At 37.8% G+C, this 23491-nt stretch carries 24 protein-coding genes; 8 read left to right on the top strand and 16 right to left on the bottom strand.

Going from position 1 to position 23491, the window contains the following annotated elements; translation table 11 throughout:
* Positions 1-3: 3 nt before the first annotated feature.
* The 10 genes from JHD79_RS08485 to JHD79_RS08440 all read right to left on the bottom strand — a co-directional run bounded on the left by JHD79_RS08485 (position 4) and on the right by JHD79_RS08440 (position 11388).
* Positions 4-942, bottom strand: a complete 939-nt coding sequence (locus JHD79_RS08485) for a phosphatase PAP2 family protein (protein WP_199118794.1) — start codon at positions 940-942, stop codon at positions 4-6.
* 1 nt (position 943) lies between these two features.
* Positions 944-1564, bottom strand: coding sequence for a sterol desaturase family protein (locus JHD79_RS08480; protein WP_199118793.1), 621 nt, complete (start codon positions 1562-1564; stop codon positions 944-946).
* 11 nt (positions 1565-1575) lie between these two features.
* Entirely contained in the window at positions 1576-2859 is a 1284-nt protein-coding gene (locus JHD79_RS08475; protein WP_199118792.1) for a DUF4833 domain-containing protein, read from the bottom strand.
* Between the two features lie 109 nt (positions 2860-2968).
* On the bottom strand, positions 2969-5530 hold the full coding sequence (locus tag JHD79_RS08470; protein ID WP_199118791.1) for a DUF5686 and carboxypeptidase-like regulatory domain-containing protein: 2562 nt from the start codon (positions 5528-5530) through the stop codon (positions 2969-2971).
* Entirely contained in the window at positions 5531-5905 is a 375-nt protein-coding gene (locus JHD79_RS08465; protein WP_199118790.1) for a GtrA family protein, read from the bottom strand. It abuts the gene before it with no gap.
* A 4-nt stretch (positions 5906-5909) separates the two neighbouring features.
* Positions 5910-6365 carry a phosphatidylglycerophosphatase A gene (locus JHD79_RS08460; protein WP_370583310.1) on the bottom strand — a complete coding sequence of 152 codons (456 nt, stop codon included), beginning with the start codon at positions 6363-6365 and terminating at the stop codon, positions 5910-5912.
* 280 nt (positions 6366-6645) lie between these two features.
* Positions 6646-7959, bottom strand: a complete 1314-nt coding sequence (locus JHD79_RS08455; RefSeq protein WP_199118789.1) for an inositol-3-phosphate synthase — start codon at positions 7957-7959, stop codon at positions 6646-6648.
* Positions 7960-8066: 107 nt separating this feature from the next.
* Positions 8067-9059 (bottom strand): NAD(P)-dependent oxidoreductase, encoded by a 993-nt coding sequence (locus tag JHD79_RS08450; RefSeq protein ID WP_199118788.1) that lies wholly within the window; start codon positions 9057-9059, stop codon positions 8067-8069.
* Complete coding sequence (locus JHD79_RS08445; RefSeq protein WP_199118787.1) at positions 9056-10180, bottom strand: hypothetical protein; 1125 nt, start codon at positions 10178-10180, stop codon at positions 9056-9058. Before JHD79_RS08445 ends, JHD79_RS08450 begins: the two co-directional genes overlap by 4 nt.
* 2 nt (positions 10181-10182) lie before the next feature.
* A complete protein-coding gene (locus JHD79_RS08440; RefSeq protein WP_199118786.1) occupies positions 10183-11388 on the bottom strand; it encodes a pyridoxal phosphate-dependent aminotransferase family protein in 1206 nt (401 codons plus the stop codon).
* Positions 11389-11989: 601 nt separating this feature from the next.
* Between JHD79_RS08440 and JHD79_RS08435 the strand changes: the two genes are divergently transcribed.
* The 3 genes from JHD79_RS08435 to JHD79_RS08425 all read left to right on the top strand — a co-directional run bounded on the left by JHD79_RS08435 (position 11990) and on the right by JHD79_RS08425 (position 15167).
* Positions 11990-12886 (top strand): AraC family transcriptional regulator, encoded by an 897-nt coding sequence (locus JHD79_RS08435; RefSeq protein ID WP_199118785.1) that lies wholly within the window; start codon positions 11990-11992, stop codon positions 12884-12886.
* Between the two features lie 301 nt (positions 12887-13187).
* Positions 13188-13592 (top strand): OsmC family protein, encoded by a 405-nt coding sequence (locus JHD79_RS08430; RefSeq protein ID WP_199118784.1) that lies wholly within the window; start codon positions 13188-13190, stop codon positions 13590-13592.
* Positions 13593-13649: 57 nt separating this feature from the next.
* Positions 13650-15167, top strand: a complete 1518-nt coding sequence (locus tag JHD79_RS08425) for a malate:quinone oxidoreductase (RefSeq protein WP_199118783.1) — start codon at positions 13650-13652, stop codon at positions 15165-15167.
* 88 nt (positions 15168-15255) lie between these two features.
* On the opposite strand, the gene ytxJ is transcribed toward JHD79_RS08425, so the two are convergent.
* The 3 genes from ytxJ to JHD79_RS08410 all read right to left on the bottom strand — a co-directional run bounded on the left by ytxJ (position 15256) and on the right by JHD79_RS08410 (position 17227).
* A complete protein-coding gene (ytxJ, locus tag JHD79_RS08420) occupies positions 15256-15588 on the bottom strand; it encodes a bacillithiol system redox-active protein YtxJ (protein ID WP_199118782.1) in 333 nt (110 codons plus the stop codon).
* A gap of 269 nt (positions 15589-15857) precedes the next feature.
* The gene (ribH, locus tag JHD79_RS08415; protein ID WP_199118781.1) at positions 15858-16349 is read right to left on the bottom strand and encodes a 6,7-dimethyl-8-ribityllumazine synthase; all 492 of its coding nucleotides are present in this window, start codon (positions 16347-16349) and stop codon (positions 15858-15860) included.
* A 209-nt stretch (positions 16350-16558) separates the two neighbouring features.
* Entirely contained in the window at positions 16559-17227 is a 669-nt protein-coding gene (locus JHD79_RS08410; RefSeq protein ID WP_199118780.1) for a tetratricopeptide repeat protein, read from the bottom strand.
* Between the two features lie 125 nt (positions 17228-17352).
* On the opposite strand from JHD79_RS08410, the gene JHD79_RS08405 reads away from it, so the two are divergent.
* Both JHD79_RS08405 and JHD79_RS08400 read left to right on the top strand, forming a co-directional pair.
* Positions 17353-18456, top strand: coding sequence for a DNA replication/repair protein RecF (locus JHD79_RS08405; protein ID WP_199118779.1), 1104 nt, complete (start codon positions 17353-17355; stop codon positions 18454-18456).
* Positions 18449-18739 carry a DUF721 domain-containing protein gene (locus JHD79_RS08400; RefSeq protein WP_199118778.1) on the top strand — a complete coding sequence of 97 codons (291 nt, stop codon included), beginning with the start codon at positions 18449-18451 and terminating at the stop codon, positions 18737-18739. Before JHD79_RS08405 ends, JHD79_RS08400 begins: the two co-directional genes overlap by 8 nt.
* Before the next feature lie 23 nt (positions 18740-18762).
* Here JHD79_RS08400 and JHD79_RS08395 read toward each other — a convergent pair whose 3' ends face one another.
* The 3 genes from JHD79_RS08395 to JHD79_RS08385 all read right to left on the bottom strand — a co-directional run bounded on the left by JHD79_RS08395 (position 18763) and on the right by JHD79_RS08385 (position 20281).
* On the bottom strand, positions 18763-18939 hold the full coding sequence (locus JHD79_RS08395; RefSeq protein ID WP_199118777.1) for a hypothetical protein: 177 nt from the start codon (positions 18937-18939) through the stop codon (positions 18763-18765).
* Between the two features lie 56 nt (positions 18940-18995).
* Complete coding sequence (locus JHD79_RS08390) at positions 18996-19775, bottom strand: FKBP-type peptidyl-prolyl cis-trans isomerase (RefSeq protein WP_199118776.1); 780 nt, start codon at positions 19773-19775, stop codon at positions 18996-18998.
* An 86-nt stretch (positions 19776-19861) separates the two neighbouring features.
* Positions 19862-20281: a nucleoside-diphosphate kinase gene (locus JHD79_RS08385; protein WP_199118775.1), complete on the bottom strand. Its 420-nt coding sequence runs from the start codon at positions 20279-20281 to the stop codon at positions 19862-19864.
* 222 nt (positions 20282-20503) lie between these two features.
* Here JHD79_RS08385 and JHD79_RS08380 point away from each other — a divergent pair, with 222 nt between their 5' ends.
* The 3 genes from JHD79_RS08380 to JHD79_RS08370 all read left to right on the top strand — a co-directional run bounded on the left by JHD79_RS08380 (position 20504) and on the right by JHD79_RS08370 (position 23489).
* On the top strand, positions 20504-21514 hold the full coding sequence (locus tag JHD79_RS08380; protein WP_199118774.1) for a bifunctional oligoribonuclease/PAP phosphatase NrnA: 1011 nt from the start codon (positions 20504-20506) through the stop codon (positions 21512-21514).
* Positions 21515-21637: 123 nt separating this feature from the next.
* Positions 21638-22636: an FKBP-type peptidyl-prolyl cis-trans isomerase gene (locus tag JHD79_RS08375; RefSeq protein ID WP_199118773.1), complete on the top strand. Its 999-nt coding sequence runs from the start codon at positions 21638-21640 to the stop codon at positions 22634-22636.
* An 85-nt stretch (positions 22637-22721) separates the two neighbouring features.
* Positions 22722-23489 (top strand): TatD family hydrolase, encoded by a 768-nt coding sequence (locus JHD79_RS08370; RefSeq protein ID WP_199118772.1) that lies wholly within the window; start codon positions 22722-22724, stop codon positions 23487-23489.
* Positions 23490-23491 lie beyond the last annotated feature (2 nt).

Below are 23491 nucleotides of genomic sequence, written 5' to 3'. Positions count from 1 at the left end.
TGGCTATGAGATTAGTTTTAACATCGATTTGGTAAACGATACGAGTGGTTTTCGATTTTTTAGCCAATTAAAAAGGAAGATGCCTATTATTGCGGTGCAGATTCCAGCCAAAACATCGGTAATATAATGATGGCTGGTATAAACGGCGGCAAACCAAATGCCTACCATAACCGTTGCAAAAAATAGGTTTATTTTGCCTAGTTTCCCCTTAAGGCCATAATAAAGTACAATTAGAGGGTAGGCAGAATGTAGGGAAGGCATGGCCGCAAAAACATTGGAACCTTTACTGTAGATAGATTGAAATAGGCCTCCATTAAAGAAATGATCAAATCTGACTAAGCCCGCTGTATTGCCGGGTGTACCTGCAATAAAATCGAACCCGTGTTGTTGTACGTACCAAGGTGGGGCGGCAGGATAGAGATAATACACTACAAAACCCAATAGGTTGACCAGTACAAAGGTAAGGGAGAAATACAGGAAGTACGGTTTGTTTTTAAAGAACAGAAAAGCAGCAAAAGCCAAGGGGACAGGTATCCACATTAAGTAGAAAAAACCGGTGAGTACATCTAAAAAGGTATTGGTGTGCAGTAGCCAATATTCATTCGGTGTAAGAAGTAGTTTCCCTTGTGTAATGCCAAAAACGTTTTGTTCAAAATGATAAAGATCTGCAATATGTACAACACTGTAATTATAATTGGGGAAGGCCTTCATATAATCATAAATGATCCAGTAGATAATGAAAATAGAAAAGCCTATGATGAACTTACGCGTATTTATCGATAAAAAATAGAGCGTGCTAAAAATACCGATAAGTACGAGCTGATCGGTTTTAAAGCCAACCAATAGATATGAAATGGCAAGGTAAAGTACAGAAACACTTAATGTAAAGAACAAATCCCTCGTGGTAGAGCGTACCTTCTGTGAAGGAATTTCAGTTGTCATATTATTTTTTATCGAATTTAGATCTAAATATATCATCCCAAAACATCCAGCTAACACCGAAACCTTTGGTAGAGTCTGAGTAATGGTGTAACATATGGTGATGTTTTAACCTTTTCCATAAACCACTTTTGAAATTGGCATGATGTAAGGCATAATGTACCATGTCATAAAATAAATAGCCTCCAATAAAGCCTATGAAAAAAGAGTAGATTTTGGTGTCGGGCAGAAGCCAATCAAACAAAAAATAAAATGCCAAGGCCAATGGAATACTTGCCGATGGGGGCATTACCAATCTATTGACATCATTTGGATAGTCGTGGTGCACCCCATGAAATATGAAATGAATACGCTTTCCCCATTTACTGGAGGGATAGAAATGGAAAATATAGCGATGTAGTATATATTCGGTAATGGTCCATATAAATAAGCCAAATGCTATCCATCCTATAAACTCAAGTAGGGGTGTTTTTACATCGAAAAGCGATTTCCATGTTAAAAAACCAATAATGGGTATGTACACAATTAATGGGATATAATATTTTACCTTGGATAAAGCTTCTAATAAATCGCTTTTAAACATTCTTGTTGATTCACTAGAGTTTGAAACAAAATTTTTTGCCATAGCCTGATATCTTAAACTTTTATTCTTTCTGTTACCGCTTTGGTAGGATTTGAAGCGTCGTAACCTTTTATTTCTACATATTTAACGTTGGGTAGCCAAAAAGTACCTCCTTCAATTCTAAGAAAAATCCTATCCAATAGTATTCTCTTATTGTTCGCAGTTACGTAAACATGATATTTTTTATCTATTTCCGATTTGGTGAGCAATAGTGGGAACTTCTTGTACGATACAAAGCGGAGTTCATATTGATCGTTGCCTATGTCTTTACTTTGTATGCCATAGGCAAATTTTCTTTGGATGTAGTTGAGGTCTTTTTTCCCTTCCTTATCTGCATAGCGAATCCAAAACACGTTAACAGGCTGTTTCTTATCAATGTCACCTTTTTCATCAACATTTAGCTGGCAGATAATGGTGTTGATATTCGGGTCTCTTTGAACATAAAACAATTGGTTCGATATATTTTTTGGTGTTGGGAAGGTAAGTGGCGAAGGGTCGTCATTATGTTGGGCCTTTGCGCTTGGCTGTACAAATAGCCCTAGACCTACAAAGAACACTGAACCAATAATTAATGCAGCTTTGTTGCTTTTGGTTTTTAACACTTCTTGGGCATCTAGGGCTTTTTTTGCATCCATTAACCTATTAAATGCGGTAATGTTGGTGAGTATGGCCATAAGTGTAATGGGCAAGGTAAAAATGGTCATAGTTTCAAATACATGAAACTTGATTCCAGGAACGAATAGTTTATAATCGCCACCGATGAAATTGGAGGCAATGCCACATACAATGGCAAAAACACCAATGGTTACTACTCGTTCAGGCCTTTGCATGAGACCTCCTTTACACTCTACGCCCAGTCCTTCTGCCCTGGCCCGTGTATAGCTTACCATCATAGAGCCAATTAGCGCAATAAAAGCAAACAATGAACTTAGGAAATAATGATGGGAAATTAAGTAATAACAAATGCCTAAAAACATGACCATTTCGCTATAACGGTCTAAGACAGAATCATATAAAGCGCCAAACTTAGAGCTCATATTGCCCAATCGGGCAACTTGCCCATCTAGCATGTCGAATAGGCCTGCAAATAGTACCAGTGCGCCTGCCCAGCCCACATATTCAAGCTCACCTCTATTTGATTTCTCGGCGCCTACAATAAAAATAATGGCCACACCAATATTAAGCAGCAAACCAATGGTGGTGACCATGTTTGGAGTAAGGCCAATTTTAATAAGACCTTTTACAAATGGATTAATTACCCTATAAATGCCCTGTTGGAGGCTATCTCTTACTTTCATCTGTTCGTTTTTTATTTGTCAGATGCCTACCTGAAACAGGTAGGGGACCACTGATGGTTAAAATAATTATTGTATTCATCATTATTTTAACCATATTGGCTTCATCTTGTTAAAAATCAAGTTTTACTCTAGTCCTAATACCCCACTCAGAAACTTCCGGATGATTGAGGTAATTAAACCTTTTAACCAAATCTAGCCTAATTAGTTTGAAAATATTTCCTAAACCAACACTTCCTTCTATATATGGAGTTTTGCTTAGTGAATAGGTTCTTTGCAAGCCATTTTCATACAAAGGCATTTTATACAATCCAGTAGTTGTTTTTTCTGGATTGTTCTCGTCACGTAGACCGCCATAAATCGCTTTAAAAGAGATGATCTCCCTCAATTTTAGGCTTCTGATCAAAGGTATTTTATTTAAAAAGAACCCATTAAAATTGTGATCAATATTCACGCTAACATAATGGTCGCTTACAAACTCTAAGAAGTTCATTAGATTGTAAGAGTTTAGCTGATAGGCATAGGTTTGGTTGGCACGGTGGATGGCCAACAAAGGAAAAGGAAGTTTTCCGGTAATATAGCCACCTTCTAACCGAACATCACTATAACCCAGTTGAGATAGATAAAAACGTTTATCCATACTACCCATGATATTGTGGTAATTATATTCACCGCCCAAGAAACCTTTGATGCCGGCTGTATATCTTAAGTTAAAGATAGGAAAACGATCTATAATCGGTGTTCTGTAGATTTTTCCCTGGTAGAATTTTTCGTTTTTCGCGAATCTTAGGCCTAGAGAAAGCTCTGTGGTGGTCAGCTTATTGATGTTGCTGTTATCTAAAGCATCGACGTAATATAGCCCTCCAGCAGGTGTCTGAGACCATTTCTTTAATCCTAGCGTATAAGAAAAATGGTTTTCGAACTCTTTTACATAGTCTATCCGATAGAAGTCGTTATACAACAACATATCATTAACCCCTCTTTTAAAAGATAGAAGAAAGTTGTCCTCTTGTACGAATTGTAGCTCCTGACCTGGGATTTTAGTATCTCTTTGGAAACTGGCCCTGATATAGTTTTGAGGGAATTGATATATAGACTTATTGTTTAATGAATAAGTGGCAGAAAGGAAGAATTTCCATTTCTCATCTTTAAATCCATATGCGGCATAATTCTCAAAATAATATCTCTTGCTTAATTCAGGAGTTGTTCTTCCACCCAAGCGCAAGCGTAATCCCTCTACATTGTTAAAACTATAAAAGGTATTTACGGGCCCAATTTCATAGGGGCCTAAATTTTGATAGCCTGCGAAAAGTAGGGTAACAATCTGCATCGTTCTTTTGAAGGATGGCAGATTTTGCAAGGTGTCTATATTATTATAGATCTTTAACTGGTTTTTAGAGATGGTATCAAGTCTATTTTGCGACCAAAAATCGTCACTCCTTTTATTGGCACCACTAAGCACTTCTAAATTTTTTCCTGTAAAGATGCTATCTGGAATGCTAATGTTGGTCTGATAATCTTTGTAGGTTACACTTCTCTCGCCCGTAAAGCCAAGCCCTTTATTTTTATTGATTCCAAAATCGGCAACCAGATTACTCTTGCTCAAATAATACCTTTTATCGGTATTTTTATCGAAGTCAAGATCAATTTGCATTCCTCTTACAAAATTGAGGTTAATGTTCTTGTTTACTCCGAAAGAAGCTCTTTGCACGGCATAATTGCCATCCATGGTAATGTAGATCTTACCTTCAAACAACATATCGCCCTTGTTACGTGGTGTAAACGAAAGTTCGATTACATTTGGACTGATGTTTTTCAAAGTATCGGTAATAAAGAATTTGTAGAAGGTAGGGGCAGCGTTGGCTATAGGACTTAAAAAGTCGTTGCTCATTACGGAAATGTTATTATCATAGATATTGATATTCTGGTACATCCTATCAAAATAGGCTTTCATCCCTTGGTTATCAATGTATCTATTGTCAAATTCTACCTGCTTTTCGCCTAAAACAATAGTCTTGCTCTTGTCGGGAGAAAAACTAAGGTATCGGTTGGACAGCTTTTCCTGTATATATACTGGTAATAAATTCTTGCCACCTATTAAGGTAGAATCTTGCTCCTGAAACAGGAATTGATAATTTTTGAAGATGCGTTTGTTCTTGAATTTTTCTGAAATGTTGCTCATAGAAAACAGCATCTTTTCATATTCTTTATAAGATACGGTCTGATAGCTTTTAGGCTGGTTTTCGTCCTTATGTTCAATGACCTGTCTGATCAGCTCTACAGCAGGATTGTTCTTGTTGGAATACCTCACTTTTTTTCCGGCCAGGATCGTCACTTCGTTTAGCGATTGGGCATTAGATTTTAGTAAAATATCAAGTTTCTGTGTTTGGCCAACAATAACATTTTTATATAAGACCTCATAGCCAACATAATTGAATTTCAGTTTATTGTAATTTTCTAAGGTGCTTATTTTGAAATTTCCATCAATATCTGTCTGTGTACCAATCTTCGTATCATTGAAGAAAATAGATACATAGGGAAGAGTTTCCTTGGTTACCGCATCCCTAACGGTGCCTGTAATGGTGGTTTTTTGAGCGAATGCCGATGATATACCAAGTACAGTAGCATTAAGAAATATTAATGCATAAATTAATTTTTTATATGTGTGTCTCATTTACTGTATGAAAATGAATTGCTTCTGCATGAAGTAATTGTAAATAGTACCGATTAATCCAGAAACTAGGATTTTAGAGAGCATATAATTGAAGCCCAAATAGTGCGTAAGCAAATAAACGCCTGCTGTGATCAACACCAGGTTGCCGCACCATACCAAAATGTACTTTAATATTTGGAGCTTAATGTCTTTATCGGTAGAATTAAAAACCCAATTACGCCCCATATAAAAATTTACACAGCCACCAACAACTGTTCCCTTTATACTTCCTAAAACATACCAAAGCCCTAGCATATCTACACAGAACCATGTGATCAAATAATCGACCAGTGTAGCTGTTAATGATGATGCTTGTGCTTTTAAAAAGGTTAACATTCTTTTAAAATATGCTGAAGAAAATGATTAGTTGCAATATTATATTTGAATAAATACCTGCCAGCACATCGTCAGCCATTACTCCCCAGCCGCCGGGCCATTTTTCCAATTTACGTATGCCCAAAGGCTTTACAATGTCAAAAAACCTGAATAAAATTAAACCTGCAACTATATATTCAATTTTAACAGGCACAAAGAGTAAGGTAATACACATTCCCGCTACCTCATCTATCACCACCCGGTTATGATCCTTCCCCCAAATCGCTTCTACTTCATTTGCACTTCTAATTCCCTGTATGGTCAATAACAGGGTAATTAATACTGGTGCAAGTTTTGCTTCATATTGCCCAGTCTGGAAAATATACCACAAAAGGCAGGTAAAAATAGCAGCGTAAGTGCCAGCTCCTTTACCTATATATCCTATTCCCAAACTGGTTGATATGATTTTGTGAAATATCACTGTTTCAATTTCTTTGAAGTCTCAAGCAATTTACCCTCTATTTTTAACACCTCAAAACTATGGAAACTTTTTTTAAATCAAAAGTTTCCGGCTATTGTTTTTGGTGTCTGATTTGGCAAATTACAATTTGCAGACAAATGACGAATATTCAGGAAACCGTTTAAGTAGATTTAATTTCAGCTACAACTTCGTTGCCGATTTGCTCCAACAGAAATGCTTACTATTTTAACGGCTTCCCGATTTTATTTTTAAAGAGTCTGCAAAATCTTCATTTGTTTAATTAGTTCTCTTCGTAATAATCAAGCCCTAAATGAGTGATTAATTCTTCACCCATGAAATAGCGCAAGGTATTATGTAATTTTTCTAACTGCTTGAAAATATCGTTCTCTGGACGCAATCCTTCTTTAGTTTGAGGAGATTTCAAATAAAACGATAACCATTCTTGAATACCGCTCATGCCAGCACGTTTGGCTAAATCTGAGAATAAAGCCAAGTCTAATACGATAGGAGCAGCCAAGATAGAGTCGCGGCACAAGAAGTTAATCTTGATTTGCATTTTATAGCCCATCCATCCAAAGATGTCAATGTTATCCCAGCTTTCTTTGTTATCACCGTGAGGAGGGTAGTAGTTGATACGGATTTTGTGGTACATATCACCATACAAATCAGGGTTTTGTTCTGGTTTGAAGATGTCTTCTAGTACACCTAATTTAGATACTTCTTTAGTTTTGAAGTTATCAGGATCGTCCAATACCAAACCATCACGGTTACCTAAAATGTTGTCAGAGAACCAACCGCGAACGCCTAAAGAACGAGCCATTAAACCTGGAGCCAAAACGGTTTTCATTAAAGTTTGGCCAGTTTTAAAGTCTTTGCCAGCCACTGGAGTTTGTGTTTGTTTGGCCAACTCTAACATTGCGGGGATATCTACAGTTAAGTTAGGAGCACCATTTGCGTAAGCATAGCCTAATTTTAATGCAGCATAAGCATAAATCATGCTTGGAGCAATGTTCGGGTCATTGTCTTTTAAACCTTGCTCAAAAGCAGCTAATGTTTGGTGAACTGCAGATGGCTCTAAATAAATCTCGGTAGAACCACACCATACCAGTACAATACGCTCGCAGTTGTTTTTAGCTTTAAAGTCTTTGATATCATCAATTACTTGTTGAGCCAAATCCCATTTTGTAGCCGCTTCCTTAACGTAAGTTCCATCTAAATTTTTAACATAATTTTTGTCGAACGCAGCTTTGTAAGGTTTAATTGCCGCTAACTCATCTTTAATTTCATACAAAAGATGGCCGTCGATAACCTTAGCTTTCATTGCAGCATCGTACACGTTATCTTCATACACATCCCAGCCACCAAAAGCCAGGTCTTCTAACTTTGCTAAGGGAACGAAATCTTTAATTAGGGGCTCTCTGTTTTCTGTTCTTTTACCAACACGTATAGTTCCCATCTGTGTTAAAGATCCAATGGGTTTAGATAGGCCTTTTCGTACAGCAATCACACCAGCAATCATGGTGGTTGCTACGGCACCAAGACCAGGCATTAATATACCCAATTTTCCATTGGCTTCTTTTATTTGCTTTTTCATTATTATTATGTATTAATCTATTTACTAAGTATTAAGTTTTACGTTATTAAGTAATACGTTTACGTGTGCGAATGATTACTATACAACTTACCACGTAGCTTACTACTTTATTTTAACCAATTATTAAGTTTATACCATTTTACGGTTTCATCTAAACCTTTCTGTAAGTTATATTGAGGTGTAAACTTTAAATCTTTTTTAAAGTTCTCTATACTACATGCCCAATTTGGAGCAGTAAGTTCTTTTATTTTCTCTCTGTTTAGTGTAGGCGTTGCTGAGGCTTTGGCATATAAAACATCCATCAGTCCGGCCAGCCCCTTGATCATGCCCAAGGGAATATGCATTTTCAGTGTTTTTTTATGCAATGCCTTTTTCAGCTCATCAGCCAATGCATACCTATTGTATACCAACCCATCAGAAATATTGTAGGTTTTGTGAACCATAGCTGAATTCAGGCACCTGATAATAATTTCAGCCAGATCCTTTACATAGATAAAGCTCAGTTGCTGATCGAATTTGCCGATGTAGGGCTCAAGCCTGCTGTTAATGGTTTTAAACAGAATAAAGATATCTTTCTCTCTTGGTCCATATACTGCGGTAGGTCTTACCGTTATCAAAGGAAGATTTTCAATTTTATTTAAATAATCTTCTGCCAGTTTTTTGCTCATCCCATAAAAAGTTACAGGTTGCAAAACGGTATGGTCCTCAATAGCGGAATTAAAATCTGAAAGCGGGCCAACGGCAGCTAAACTGCTTACAAATACGAATTTTTCAAGCTGATAATTGACCAATGATGCCGCCAATGCCAAGTTTTTACTGTATTCTGCATTGATCAGGTTATAGGCCTGAAGGGTTTTGGCCTTTGTAGTGCCTGCAGCATGTATAATATAAGCATATTGCTTTTCCTCAAGTTCTACTTTTAAAGCATCTACTGCATTAAAATTGAGGTGTACATAGTTAATGTTTAGAGAAGAGAGGTGCGAGGTATTACTGTTAGGGCGTATGGCTGCATAAACATCGAGTCCATGCTCAATTGCAGCTATGATTAAATGATAGCCTACAAAACCACTAGCGCCTGTTATTAATACCTTTTTGCTCATATCGCTTTTTCCAGTATCCTGTATTTCCTGTACAACTTTCCACCAATATTCTCTATTGGGCGGTTTACCATTTCATTATCTTCCAAAGTCCAGCTCGCCTCGGCGTATTTAAAGTCTCTGGCCTTAAACGCTTTGATAATGCGGCCATACAAACATGCTTCGATACCCAGTTTGCGATACCCATCAATAACGCCCAGTAATAAAATACGGATGCCATTTATTTTCTTTTTGCCCAGTAGAAGCTTAAGGAGGCCGGTAGGAAATAACCTTCCCCTTTTTATTTTGATCAAAATTTGGTTAATGTCGGGAATGGCCAATGCAAAACCAATAATTTTGCCTTTTTGCTCGGCAATGTAACAGAAATCGGTATCCAGTACCAACTTAAGGTCATTTGCCGTATAATCGAATTCCTTATCTGTCATCGGTACAAAGCCAAGATTTTTATCCCATGCTTTGTTGTAGACTTCCCTTAGTGCAGCGGCTTCTTCCTTAAATTTCTTAAGGTTTATTTTTCTAATGATAATTTCACTACGTTGTAATCGATTTTCTAGGCCATCTAGTAATTGTACTGCTCTGTCATTATAATGACCAGCTGTATATCTGTAGGCCCTTAGATCAACCTTTTTTTCGAAGCCGAAATCTTCTAAAAGATCAAGATAATAAGGGGCATTATAGGGCATCATGGCTACTGGAGGACCATCGTAACCTTCTATCAGTAAACCACAAATATCATTGGTAGAGAAATTTACCGGACCCATTATTTTGGTTTGGCCGTTTTCTTTCAACCAATTTTGAGCTGCAGATAATAACGCTTGGCTTACTTGCTTGTCATCAATGCTATCGAAGAAGCCAAAGAAACCTTCTTTTACATTTTTTGTGTTGTTGTGGTTACCATTGATAATGGCAGCAATCCTGCCTACAGGCTTTTGTTCATCATTATAAGCTAAAAACAATTGTATTCTAGAATGATCATAGAACGGATGTTTGCCTGGTGTAAGCATGTCACGTTGAGCTATGAATAGCTCTGGTACATAATAAGGGTCGTTTTTGTACAGTTCATGAGGGAAATCGATGAACGCCTTAAGCAACTTTTTGTCTGAAACTGCAACTATTTTGGCCATTTTTATAGTTGAGCTTTTACTAAATTTACACTGGCCTCTTTAAATGCGGCGTTTAGCTTCTCTACAGCGGTTTCAATTTGGGCAAAAGTATGTGTTGCCATTAAAGAAAATCTAATTAAAGAAGCATCAGATGGTACTGCCGGAGATACAACCGGGTTTACAAATACACCGTTATTCTGTAAAATATTAGTGATCAGGAAAGTTTTGTCATTATCCCTAATGTAGATTGGAATGATGGGACTATCCGTATGTCCAATATCAAAACCAGACTCCAACAAAAGTTTCTTGGCATAGTTGGTGTTGTCCCAAAGTTTATCGATGCGCTCGGGTTCGGCTTCAATAATATCTAAAGCTGCAATTACGCTGGCTACGGCCGATGGAGGCATACTGGCACTGAACATTAACGATCTGGCCCTGTGTTTAATAAATTCGATGGTATCTAGGTCAGCGGCAATAAAACCACCTAGTGAAGCCAATGATTTACTAAAGGTGCCCATAATAAGATCTACCTCGTTGTTCAGGTTAAAATGTGATGCCGTTCCAGCACCATTAAAGCCAATTACCCCTAAGCTATGGGCATCGTCCATCATAATATTGGCACCAAACTCATTGGCAATTTTTACCATTTCTGGTAAATTGACCAGATCGCCCTCCATGCTGAAAATACCATCGGAAACAATCAGTTTTGCCGAATCCTCTGGTAAACGGCTCAGCTTGCTGCGCAGGTCGTTCATGTCATTGTGTGCATACTTTATGGTACGCGAAAATGATAGCCTGCTTCCGTCAATAATAGAAGCATGATCATATTCATCTAAAATAAGATAGTCATTTCTTTCCAATAGGCAGGAGATAACACCAAGGTTGACCTGGAAACCAGTACTGAACAGTACTGCAGCTTCTTTATCTACATAGGTGGCAAGCCTGCTTTCCAGTTCTAAATGAATATCTAAAGTTCCGTTTAGAAACCTTGAGCCGGCACAGCCCGTTCCATATTTTTCTATGGCTTTTTGAGCAGCTTCCTTAATTGTTGGATGGTTCGTTAAACCTAGGTAAGAGTTTGAACCGAACATTAAAACCTCTTTCCCGTTAATCATAACCTCTGTATCTTGGGCCGAGTCAATAGAACGAAAGTATGGGTAAAGCCCTTTCTCTTTGATCAGCTTAGCATCTTTAAATGAGGCTACTCTATCTTGTAATTTTTTACGCATATTTTTATGCAATTAGATCTGTTGTGTAAATTGGATATTATTAATTCGCCAATGGTTTAAATCAATATGTACATCTTTTTTAGATTAAGGCTTCGTTAAGATGTTACTCCTTTTGGCAACATAAAATTAATCATTTAATAAACTAGAATTAATAAAATCTCGCAAATTTAATAAATCTTTGCTCCAGATGGGGTGGTTCAAAAGTATGGGTTATTGGTCAAAATGTTGGATTTTGATAAATCTGACATTGAGAAAACAAAAGGCATTGATATGGCATCCTTAAAAGAAGGGATTTTGTTTTTCTTGGTAAAAGTAGCTTTTTATGTTTTATAGACAGGAAGAACGAGAAATTGCCATCAAGATGATTTAATTCAAGACAACTCCTGGTTTTGATCTGTATTTTGTAATTTTTGGTCATTATTTCAGATGCGAAAATAATTAAAAAAGTTAATCATTTGATTAATTAGGGCGGTTTTTGACTGTTTTAGAGGCTAGAATTAAATGTTTTTTGCCCTTGTAATCCAATCCCAAGTTTTGTTATTCTTGTCTATAAATAGGGTATTTTTATATAAATTAGGCGATTATTAAAATGGGTGACACTATGCGAAAAAAAGTAGATATGCCATGTTTGGACGAGGGATTTGGTGATTTGGGACGTATGAACGTGCTGACACATCATGAAATAATTCCTTACTTGGTGCTCAGCCAGCCTTTTAGGTCGAATTCATTTGCGGTTATTGTTGTTCAAGAGGGGGTATTCAAGTTTCAGAATAATTTTGTTAAGTATACCCTTGGAAAGGGAGATGTGTATTTGGTTACCCCGGGTTCTATGTGCGAGCTTTTTGAAGTTTCCGATGATGTACAGTTTATCAGTATGGGCTTTAAAAAGGATTATCTAAAAGAGCAGGGTGTTTTTTTGAATGGTGCAGAAGTGGTTCATCTTTTCTCCTCAGAGCTTGTGCATCAGTTTACCCTTAGTGAAGAAGAGTTTGAAGATATTGTATTTTCAATGAAATCACTGAAAAAGAAGCTGAATATGGGACCTACAACCCCGCATTTAAAAGAAATTATTCGCCATAGCTTCCTTTCGGTCTTGTATGAAACATTGATCGTATATAGTAAAAATAGGGTTTTCGTTCCCGTAAAAGTCAATAGAAAAGAAGAACTGACCACTAATTTTCTGATGATATTGAGTGATAATTTTAAGAAGGAAAAACGAGTACAGCACTATGCAAAAGAATTGTGTGTAACTTCTAGGCACTTGTCGCAAGTGGTGAAGCAGGTAACAGGCAAAACAGCAGGAGAACTTATTGATGAAATGATTATCAAGGAGGCCAAAGTTTTATTGTCTTCCCATCTCTTGAATGTGGCACAGGTGGCAGATGAACTGCAGTTTAGCGATCAATCTTTTTTTGGAAAATTCTTCAAGAAATATACAGGTATTTCACCCTCAATTTATAGATCTAACAGTACGGTAGCTATAAATCCGCCTTTTTGACCAAAAAGTGCTACAAAATCACCTGCCTTTTATATTTCAATAGCCATAGATTTGTGCGTTAGTTAAGTATTTGCCTAAAAAGAACCAGGTATCTGTGGCCAAACCCCTAATGGTAGGTTACAGGTAGGTGCGAAATAGCCAGAATAAGGACCATGATTTACATTGGATTTGTAACAATGTCTCCCTTTTGGATGTTATAGTGTTTAGGAAAAGGATATGGTTTTTTAATTTGATGGCAAAACTTCAATTTTATTACATAATAATTTGATTTTAAGCAGTAAATTTGCGAAAATAACAAGTGATGGCTACTTCAAAAATTACTTATACAGGAGATTTAAGGACAAAATCTGTACACATAAAGTCGGGGAAGGAGATTGTTACCGATGCACCTACTGATAATCAAGGTAGAGGAGAAGCCTTTTCTCCTACAGACCTACTGGCAAACTCCCTGGGTAATTGCATGTTAACCATTGTAGGCATTGCGGCGAAGTCGCATGGTTTTAATATTGATGGGGCAACAGCGGAAATTACAAAGATCATGGCCGAAAATCCACGTAGGGTTAGTGAAATTGTAGTTCATCTTCAGTTCCCTTCAAATGATTATTCCGATAAGGACAGGGCAATTATTGAGCGTGCGGCAAGAACATGCCCCGTGGCTTATAGTCTGCACCCTGAAATAAAACAAAACATAACTTTTAGTTACTAGTTATACAAGCTTGCTTACATGAGTAATATTTGAGCAGGTAAAATATTTGGTTGAAAAATGAGCAAAAAAAAGAAGACGGTTGTTGAAACCGACGCAGATGTTATCTTGATAGGAGCGGGCATCATGAGCGCAACGCTTGGTGTACTTTTAAAAGAATTGGAACCTAGCTTGAGCATAGAAATTTATGAACGTTTAGACGTGGCAGCGGCAGAAAGTTCTGATGCTTGGAATAATGCAGGTACAGGGCATTCGGCTTTTTGCGAATTAAATTATACCCCACAAAAGGCAAATGGTACTGTAGATGTTAAAAAGGCGGTTGCCATTGCCGAATCATTTGAAATTTCAAAACAATTTTGGGCTTACCTATTAGAGAAGGGCATTTTGTCTGATCCTTGTTCTTTCATTAGGAATATACCTCACCTCAGTTTTGTGTGGGGAAAGAAAAATGTAGATTATTTGAAGACCCGTTACCATAACTTAAAAGAGTTTAATTTGTTCAGCGATATGCAGTACAGTGAAAAAGCAGAAGAAATTAAAGATTGGATGCCTTTGGTTATGGAAGGAAGGAAGGCAGATGAACCTATTGCGGCTACCAAAATGGATTTGGGTACAGATGTCAATTTTGGATCGCTTACCAGGGAAATGTTCAATTACCTGGCCAAACAGGATAAGGTAAGTCTACATTTCCATCATGAAATACGTGATCTCGATCAGCAAGATGGAGGAAGCTGGGAAGTGAAAGTTAAGGATTTAGACACAGGGAAAAAGAAGAAATGCACAGCTAAGTTTGTGTTTATTGGTGCAGGTGGTGGTTCATTATTGCTGTTGGAAAAATCTGGAATCAAAGAAGGAAAAGGTTTTGGCGGTTTTCCGGTAAGTGGTCAATGGTTGAAATGTACCAATGAAGAGGTCATTGCCCAGCACCATGCAAAAGTTTATGGTAAGGCGGCAGTTGGGGCTCCACCAATGTCGGTACCTCACTTAGATACCAGGATAATTAATGGTAAACAGGCCCTATTGTTTGGACCTTATGCCGGCTTTTCAACTAAGTTTTTGAAAAATGGATCGTATTTTGATTTAGCTGCGTCTATCAAGATCAGTAATATTCGTCCTATGATCTCGGCGGGATTGAAAAGTATCGATTTAACAAAATATCTGATAGAACAGGTGAGGCAATCTCCAGAAGATAGGTTTGAAGCTTTAAAAGAATATATGCCCAATGCAGATATAAAAGATTGGGAGTTGGAATTGGCGGGTCAAAGGGTTCAGGTGATCAAGAAAAAACCAAGTGGAGGTGGAATCCTGGAATTTGGAACTGAGGTGGTAAGTGCTGCAGATGGTTCTATAGCTGCTTTATTGGGGGCTTCTCCGGGAGCATCTACCGCAGTGTCTATTATGTTGGACCTTATGAACAGGTGCTTTAAGAAACATATGCAGACAGCCGATTGGCAAAGCAAGATCAGAATGATGATACCCAGCTATGGCCAAAAACTGGCCAATGATGACGAGCTGTGTAATGAAACCCGTCGACGTACCTCTGCTATTTTAAAACTCAATAGTCTGGCAATATCTTAGGGCTGACACTTGATTTTACAGCAATTAAATAATATGCCAGTTCATTGAAAGAGCTGGCATTTTTTTATGGGAAAAAGATAAGTTAGGCCTAGTTTGAGATCACCTCGGTAATTTCATCTGCAGAAATATCACCATGTGATGCGTCTAACAGGCATTCGCCATTTTTAATGAGAAGCACTTGCGGCGATTCGTGATGTACATGGAAAACATCGGCAATATAGCTGGAAATATCACGGTGATTGATCAGGTCGAGGAAATAAAACTCGGTACCTTTAGGGATATTTCCCCAATCCAGTTCGAAGTTTCTTTTTGCCATTAGACTGATAGAACACCTTGTGCTGTGTTTGAAAATAACACTATAGCCCTCATGTTTTTTAATCTCGTCTATTTGGGCAATTTCATTAAGGTCATTCCACTGCATGTGTTATCTCCTTCTTTTGGCTTCAGGATAAGAGCTATAGGCAGGGCACAAGCGGTTAGAACACGATTCTAAAACTGTGATGGCACAGAATAAAAATAACAAAAGAATAGCTACTTTTTTCATTCGGATATAGTTTTTGTTTTCAGTAGTAATGAAATGATCATGGCAAATTTCTAGCTGTTTGTGGATGTTGTATGCATGATTTTTCACCTTAAAGGTTGATTTTAAGTTACTAAAGTACAGTTTTTCTGACAATAAATTGTTATGGTCTATAAACTTGATGCATATTCGGCCATTTTTAGTGCGGTAATGGCGGCTTCATCTCCTTTGTTGCCATGTTTACCTCCTGCCCGGTCAATAGCTTGCTGTTCGTCATTGGTGGTTAATACGCCAAATATGACGGGCTTACTGTATTTTATCCCCACATTGGTAATGCCATGGGCAGCGGCGTCGCAAATAAAATCAAAGTGTTTGGTGTCGCCCTGTATTACACATCCGATGCAGATCACCGCGTCAAGGTCGCTTTTTTTATTTAACAGCATATCGGCGGCCCCGGTAAGCTCAAAAGTTCCAGGTACACTCAGGGATAAAATATCGCTCTCGTCAACGCCTTGTTTAATCAAAGTGTCGAAAGCACCCTGGTATAGCGCTCCTGTAATTTTGGCATTCCATTCTGCAACGATGATCGCCATTTTATAGCCTTTACCTGAGGGTATGGTCGTATGTGAAAAATCTGATAGGTTTTTAAGGTGTGTTGCCATGATGCAAAGATAGGTTTTTTAGTTGTTTACTTGTTAGGTTTCGTTTGCCTTGAAAGCCAGAATGTTGCTTTTAGGGCAAGCAAATTTGGGCACCAAAAGGCTAAGTTTAATTTTTGAAAGGTCGGAAAGATTTGAAAAAATATTGGGTAGCATAGGGCATAAAAAAGGCTTCCAAACATTTGGAAGCCTTCTACCCAAGATTTGGGGAATTATTTTATTTGAGCATTCGCTCTGGCAATGTACTCATCAATCATCTGGGCTTCCTGGCTCTCAGGGAACTGGGTTTTGATTTTAGTGTAAGCTTCTTCGGCAGCTTTGAAATCTTTCAAGGTTTCGTTTACTAAGCCTAATTTTTTCAAAAACATTGGCGAGGTAAACTTATTGGTAGATTTATCAACTGCTTTTTTGTAATAAGTGGCAGCTTGCTTAAAGTCTTTAAGCTCGCTATAGGCATCTCCCAGTAATCCCAATGCTAAAGGATCGGCAACAGGGCTTCCGGTTGGACTATATTTACCCAAAGCTTCAGTTGCTTTTTTGTAGTCGCCTTTACGTAGGTAGATACCGCCCAAATATAAATTGGCCAGATTAGCAGATTTTGTATTTTCATACTCTTCGGCAATTTTTTCAAGGCCCGGATAACCACCCTCTCCATTAATTGCTTTGTTAGCTAGCGAATCTACACCTACAAACTGCTCTGCTTTGAACATTTGGTTGGCCGCATCTTCTGCTCTATTCTTTAAATAAACATTTTGATACCAGATGAATATACCAATTAGAACTACTATAGCTCCAGCAATAAATCCTAAGCTTTTAGTATTCTCTTGTATAAAAGAACCTTTTCTTACGGGTTGTTCTGTTTCTTTCTCTGTTGCAGACATTTTATGATTAAAATTAAAGGATTGCAAAAATACATTTTTCATTTAAAGTATCAACCCCTTTTAACTATTTAATTAAACTTTAGTGTATTAGCAAAACTAAAAAAGGGTAACTTTGGCTTTCCGTTATGTGGCTAAAAAACATTACCCTTCTCAATTTCAAAAATTATGCTTCGGCCAACCTTAGTTTTGCCAAGACAGTGAATGCATTTGTGGGCAACAATGGTGCAGGGAAAACTAATCTACTGGATGCCATACATTACCTATGCCTCTGTAAAAGCTATTTTAATCCGATAGATAGCCAGCAGATCAAAGTTGATGAAGATTTTTTTTTGGTGCAGGGCGATTTTGATAGGACTGAAAAGAACGAAAAAATTTCCTGTGGGCTAAAGCGGAACCAAAAAAAATCGTTTAAAAGAAACAAAAAAGAGTACGATAAATTGGCCGACCATATCGGATTGTTTCCGGTCGTTATGATCTCTCCCTATGACATTAACCTGATTATGGATGGAAGTGAGGAACGGCGAAGGTTTATTGATAATGTAATTTCGCAAACAGATCCTAAATATCTGGATGAGCTGATCATCTACAATAAACATTTGTTAAATCGAAACTCATTGCTGAAACAGGTTGCCGCCACTCGAAAATTGGATGTAACGCTTTTACAGATTTTAGATGAACAGTTGGTTAGCTCGGGCAATCTCATCTTTGAAAAACGTAAACAGTTCCTGGTAGATTTTATTCCCTTATTTAACCAACACTATACTTTTATTACCCATGATGCCGAACAGGTATCTTTAGTCTACCAATCTCAGCTCAACGAACAACGTTTTGAAGATTTGCTAGCGGGGTCGATAGAAAAAGACAGGTTATTGGAAAGAACTACTACAGGCATCCATAAAGATGAGCTACTTTTTACCATCGCAGAAATGCCTTTGAAAAAATTCGGCTCACAAGGACAACAGAAATCCTTTCTAATTGCACTTAAGCTTGCTCAATATAGCTACCTGCAAAAGTTTAAAGGGTTTAAGCCTTTATTGTTATTGGATGATATTTTTGATAAATTAGATAACCAAAGAATACATAAGCTAATGGAAATGGTTTCGCATCATGATTTTGGACAAATCTTTATCACAGATACGAATAAAGATCGGGTATTGGCCGTTTTTAAGGAAATAGCCGTGGAAGTAGATTTGTTTAATGTAAAGAATGGAGTGGTAGAACATGCGTAAACCTAATGATATCACATTAAAGCAGGCCATTGACAAGATGCTTGCACATTATAAGCTTCGTGGAAAATTTGATGAGACGGGTGTAGTGTCTTTATGGCCCGAAATTATGGGAGCTGCAGTAGCCAATAGAACCAAGCAGATTTATGTTAGCCAGAAAAAACTTTTTGTTCGAATAGAATCTTCTGTCGTGAAGAACGAATTGTTGATGGTCAAATCTGCCATTATTGACAAACTCAATGAGCGGGTAGGGTCCAAAGTGATTTTTGAGATCGTTTTTTTATAGAATAAGGCTGGGAAAAACCAACCTTATTCCTTGTTCCCTCCGAAGAGCTTGGAAATTAACCAGCCCAACAGGGCAATGATAATCACTACTAGAATTATTCCTGTCCACATCCCAGTCTTAAAGATACCCTCTATCAATTCGCAGCTGGACAGTGTGGTGCATAATGTGGCTATAAAAGCCATGGGAATTATTTTTTTCATAAGAAATGCCGTTTTATGGTATTAAAACAGCATTGTCCTATAAAAGTTTTAAATAATTATTGACCTACCTTGATCAGTTCCACTTCAAATATCAGCGTGCTGAATGGAGGGATATCTTCTCCTGCGCCCCTGCCACCATAAGCCAATTGATAAGGAATGAAAAATCTATATTTTGCACCTTCTGGCATAAGCTGAACACCTTCTGTCCATCCTTTGATCACCTGATTAAGTCCAAATGTTGCAGGTTCGTTTCTATCATAAGAACTGTCAAACTGTTTACCATTAAGGAGCGTGCCCTTGTAGTGTACCGTAACTTGGTCGGTAGCTTTGGGTTTTACCCCAGCTCCTGGTGTAATGACCTCATATTGTAAGCCACTTGCAGTTGTTTTGATGCCTGGTTTTGTCTTGTTCTGTGCAAGAAAATTTTCACCTTCTTTAATGGCCGGTGCATATTTTTCCTTGTCTTTTTCTTCACGAACTTTAGCTAGGCTTTCAAATAAGCTATTGATAGCCGTTTGTGATACTTGCTCGGTCATTAAGGCATTGCCTCCCGAAAAAGCATCTTTCATGCCTTTGTTCAATAGCTCATAGTTTAATGATTCCAGCCCTCCAGATTTAAGGTTGCTGGCCATGGCAAGGCCAAAAGCATAACTGGCAGAATCTAGCTTGCTCTTAAAAACCACAGGCTTCGCTGCAATAGTGGTTGTTTTTTTTGTAGGTGAGGCCTTTTTTGCTGCCGTAGTGTTCTTTGCCGCAGTATTGGTTTTAGGTTGGGTTTGTGCGTTAGCGCTAATGGCAAAAATAGAGGCCAAAGCAATAATATAAGTCTTCTTCATTTTAAATATTGAGTTTCGAAATATACAAATAAAAAATAAGCATCCTAATATGGGATGCTTATCTGTAAAATCAATTTATACCTTGATTAAAAACGCTCGTCTGCAGTGAAGAAGAAATCACCTTCAATTTGTGCATTCTCGTCAGAGTCAGAACCGTGAACCGCATTTGCATCAATAGATTTTGCATATTTCTGGCGAATGGTACCTTCGGCCGCTTCAGCTGGGTTAGTTGCGCCAATCAGTTTTCTGAACTCCTCAATGGCATTGTCTTTTTCTAGGATAGCAGCTACAATTGGTCCCGAAGACATAAAGCTTACCAGGTCATTGTAAAATGGACGTTCTTTGTGGACTGCATAAAATTCTCCAGCTTTTTCAGCAGATAATCTAGTGTATTTTAAAGCGATGATTTTAAATCCTGCCTTAGTAATATCATTTATGATAGCACCAATATGTCCGTTAGCAACGGCATCAGGCTTAATCATAGTAAAGGTTCTATTTGTGCTCATTTTTATAAAAATTTTTGCAAAAATACAATTATTGACCTAAATAATACATCATTAGCAGAAGAAAACTTTTAGTTTTTAAGAAAGCAGTTACCGTAGTGTGCTGTCTCTATAGCCCCGTTTTTCGGTTTACTTGGCTTATCATTTATAACAATTTGTCAAATCAACAGTTTAACAATTAAGCAATATTCAACCTTAAATCATTAACTTCGCAATTATAATTATATGATATCAGTTTCTGAGTTAAAAGACTTGCTGGCTACGCCACAAAAAATAGTGATCACTACACATCATAAGCCAGATGGCGATGCGATGGGCTCGTCTTTGGGCCTTTATGCCTACCTTATTCAAAAGGGCCATCATGTGAATTTGATTACGCCTACAGATTATCCCGAATTTCTGCATTGGATGCCTAATAATTCAGAGGTGATCATCTATACCGAAAATGTGGCAAAATCTATTGGTCTGGTGGAAGAGGCCGCTTTGATTTTTTGCTTGGACTTTAATACGTTGAGCAGGATCAATGATCTGGGTGAACATATCAGGACTTCTTCAGCCATTAAACTAATGATAGACCATCATTTGGAGCCTGAAGATTTTGATGATTTTCGTCATTGGGATATTAACGCCTGTGCTGCTGCCCAATTGGTATATGACTTCATAGTTAATGTAATGAAAGAGGCCAATTTGATAAACAAAGATGTGGCTACCTGCTTATATACGGGTATCATGACCGATTCGGGATCATTTCGCTTTCCTTCGGCAACTTCTGCCGTGTACCGCATTGCTGCAGACCTGATCGATCTGGGTGCTGAGCATTGGCGTATACATCAATTGGTGTATGATAATGCTTCAGAAAACCGCCTGCGATTTTTAGGTTACTGTCTTTCTAATAAATTAGAGATCTTAAGGGATTTTAATACCGCCTTGATTACCGTTTCGAAGGAAGAGTTGGAGAAATACCATATCAGTACGGGAGACACCGAGGGCATTGTTAATTATGCGCTGTCTATTAATGGAATAAAATTGGCTGCTTTTATCATTGAACGAACAGATCGGGTAAAATTATCTTTGCGTTCAACCGGCGATTTTCCGGCCAATGAGATTTGCAAGAAATATTTTCAAGGGGGAGGGCATAGGAATGCTGCCGGTGGTGCATCAGATAAAAATCTGATAGATACCATAGCAGATTTTAAGGCGATTTTGCCAGAATACAAAAGCCAATTATTGCTCTAACGGCAAAAAAAATTAAACAATCAAAAAATATAATAAATAATACAGAAACCTGATTAACTTAGCGGGCTTAAAATGTAAAAGTTGATATTTATATAAAACATTAAAAAACAATTAAAAAGATAAATGAAAAAAAGTTTAGTAATTCTTCTTGCAGCTACTTTGGGCTTAGCTGCTTGTAATTCTGAGAAAAAGGGTCCAGGTGGTTTGTTATACAAAATACACAACTCTGCAGGAAAAGAAAAAATAAAAGAAGGCGATATCGTTAAAATCAATTTTACACAAAAGAATGAAAGAGATTCTGTATTAGGCAGTACCTATGATACAGATCAGGCTCAAATATTCCCGGTAGGTAAAAAGACTTATGCAGGTGATATGCAAGACGTACTTACCCTTTTTGGTGAAGGAGATAGCGCAACTTTCAAAATCAACCTTGATACCATGGCTTTTCACACTAAACAACCTAAGCCAGAGCAGTTTAAAAACGATAAATATTTGGTGTTTACCGTAAAAATCGAGAAAGTTTTCAAAAAAGGAGCAAATGAACCTGATTCGGTTTTCCAAAAGAAGGCAAGTGACTTTTTCCAGGCAGACTATAAAGCTGATATGGATAAAAAGAAAAATGCAGAAGAAGGAAAGATCAAATCTTATATTGCAGATAATAACTTAAAAGTACAAACCTCTGCTAGTGGTCTGCAATATGTGGTTACTACCCCTGGTAGTGCCGATAAAGCTGTGGATGGCGATACTGTATCTGTAAATTATACAGGTAAGTTCACTAAAAAAGGAAACGACAAAAAATATAAAGTTTTTGATACCAGTGATGAAAAAGTAGCTAAAGAAGCAAAAGTACACCAGCCAGGTAGACCTTATGGCCCAACAAAAATGGTTGTAGGTGGTACCGTACCTGGTTTTACAGAAGCGATCAAATTAGTAGGTAAAGGCGGTAAGGTTACGGCTATTATCCCTTCTAAATTAGGCTATGGCGAGCAAGGTGGTGGTCCAATTGGACCTTATAGCCCATTGGTTTTTGATATTGAAGTGATTGATATCATCAAACCTAAGGCGGCAGCTCCTGCTGCACCCGCACCTGCACCTGCTGCACCCGCACCTGCAAAAAAATAGTTAAATCATTCACCTGAAATTAGAACCCTGCTCATATTCGTGAGCAGGGTTTTTTTATGGCATAAATAAAAGATAACTTTGTAGCATGTTGTTGACCGATACCCATACCCATCAGTACTACGAAAAAGATATAGAAAAAAGGGCACAGGCCATGGAACGTTGCTTTGCCAATGGTGTAAATCGACTGTTTTTGCCAAACGTAGATATTTCCTCTATCTCACTTATCGATGAAATAGTGGCGGCCTATCCCGAAAACTGCTTTGCCATGGCCGGTCTGCATCCCTGTGAGGTGAAGGAAGGTTACCAGCAGGTGTTAGAGGAAATCTATCAAAGCATGCCAGATAGGAAAATTTATGCAATAGGAGAAATAGGGGTAGACCTATATTGGGACAAAACCACTTTAGCTATTCAACAGGATGCATTTAGGCAGCAGATTAATTGGGCCAAACAGCTCGATCTGCCGTTTGTTATCCATTGTCGCGAAGCCTTTGATGAAACCTTTGAGATCCTGGATGATTTGAAAGACGAAAAGATGCGGGGCATTTTTCACTGTTTTACTGGAGACTTGGCTCAAGCAGAAAGGGCCATAAAATTGGGGTTTTATTTAGGGATAGGCGGAGTAGTTACTTATAAGAAGGCAGGACTAGATCAGGTGCTTTCCCAAATTTCGATCCAGAACATCGTATTGGAAACAGATTCGCCCTACCTGGCGCCGGTGCCGTTTAGGGGAAAGCCCAATGAAAGCAGCTACCTTGTTCATATTGCTCAAAAAGTTGCCGATATTTATCAATTAAGCTTGCAGGAAGTGGCAGAAATTACCACAGAGAATTCCAAAAAGATTTTTGGGGTTTGAAT

It is taken from the genome of Pedobacter sp. ASV28 (assembly GCF_016428855.1).
In the GTDB taxonomy this organism is placed as follows: domain Bacteria; phylum Bacteroidota; class Bacteroidia; order Sphingobacteriales; family Sphingobacteriaceae; genus Pedobacter.
Note: the sequence above shows the minus strand (reverse complement) of the source record. Positions and strands in the feature narration are given on the sequence as shown.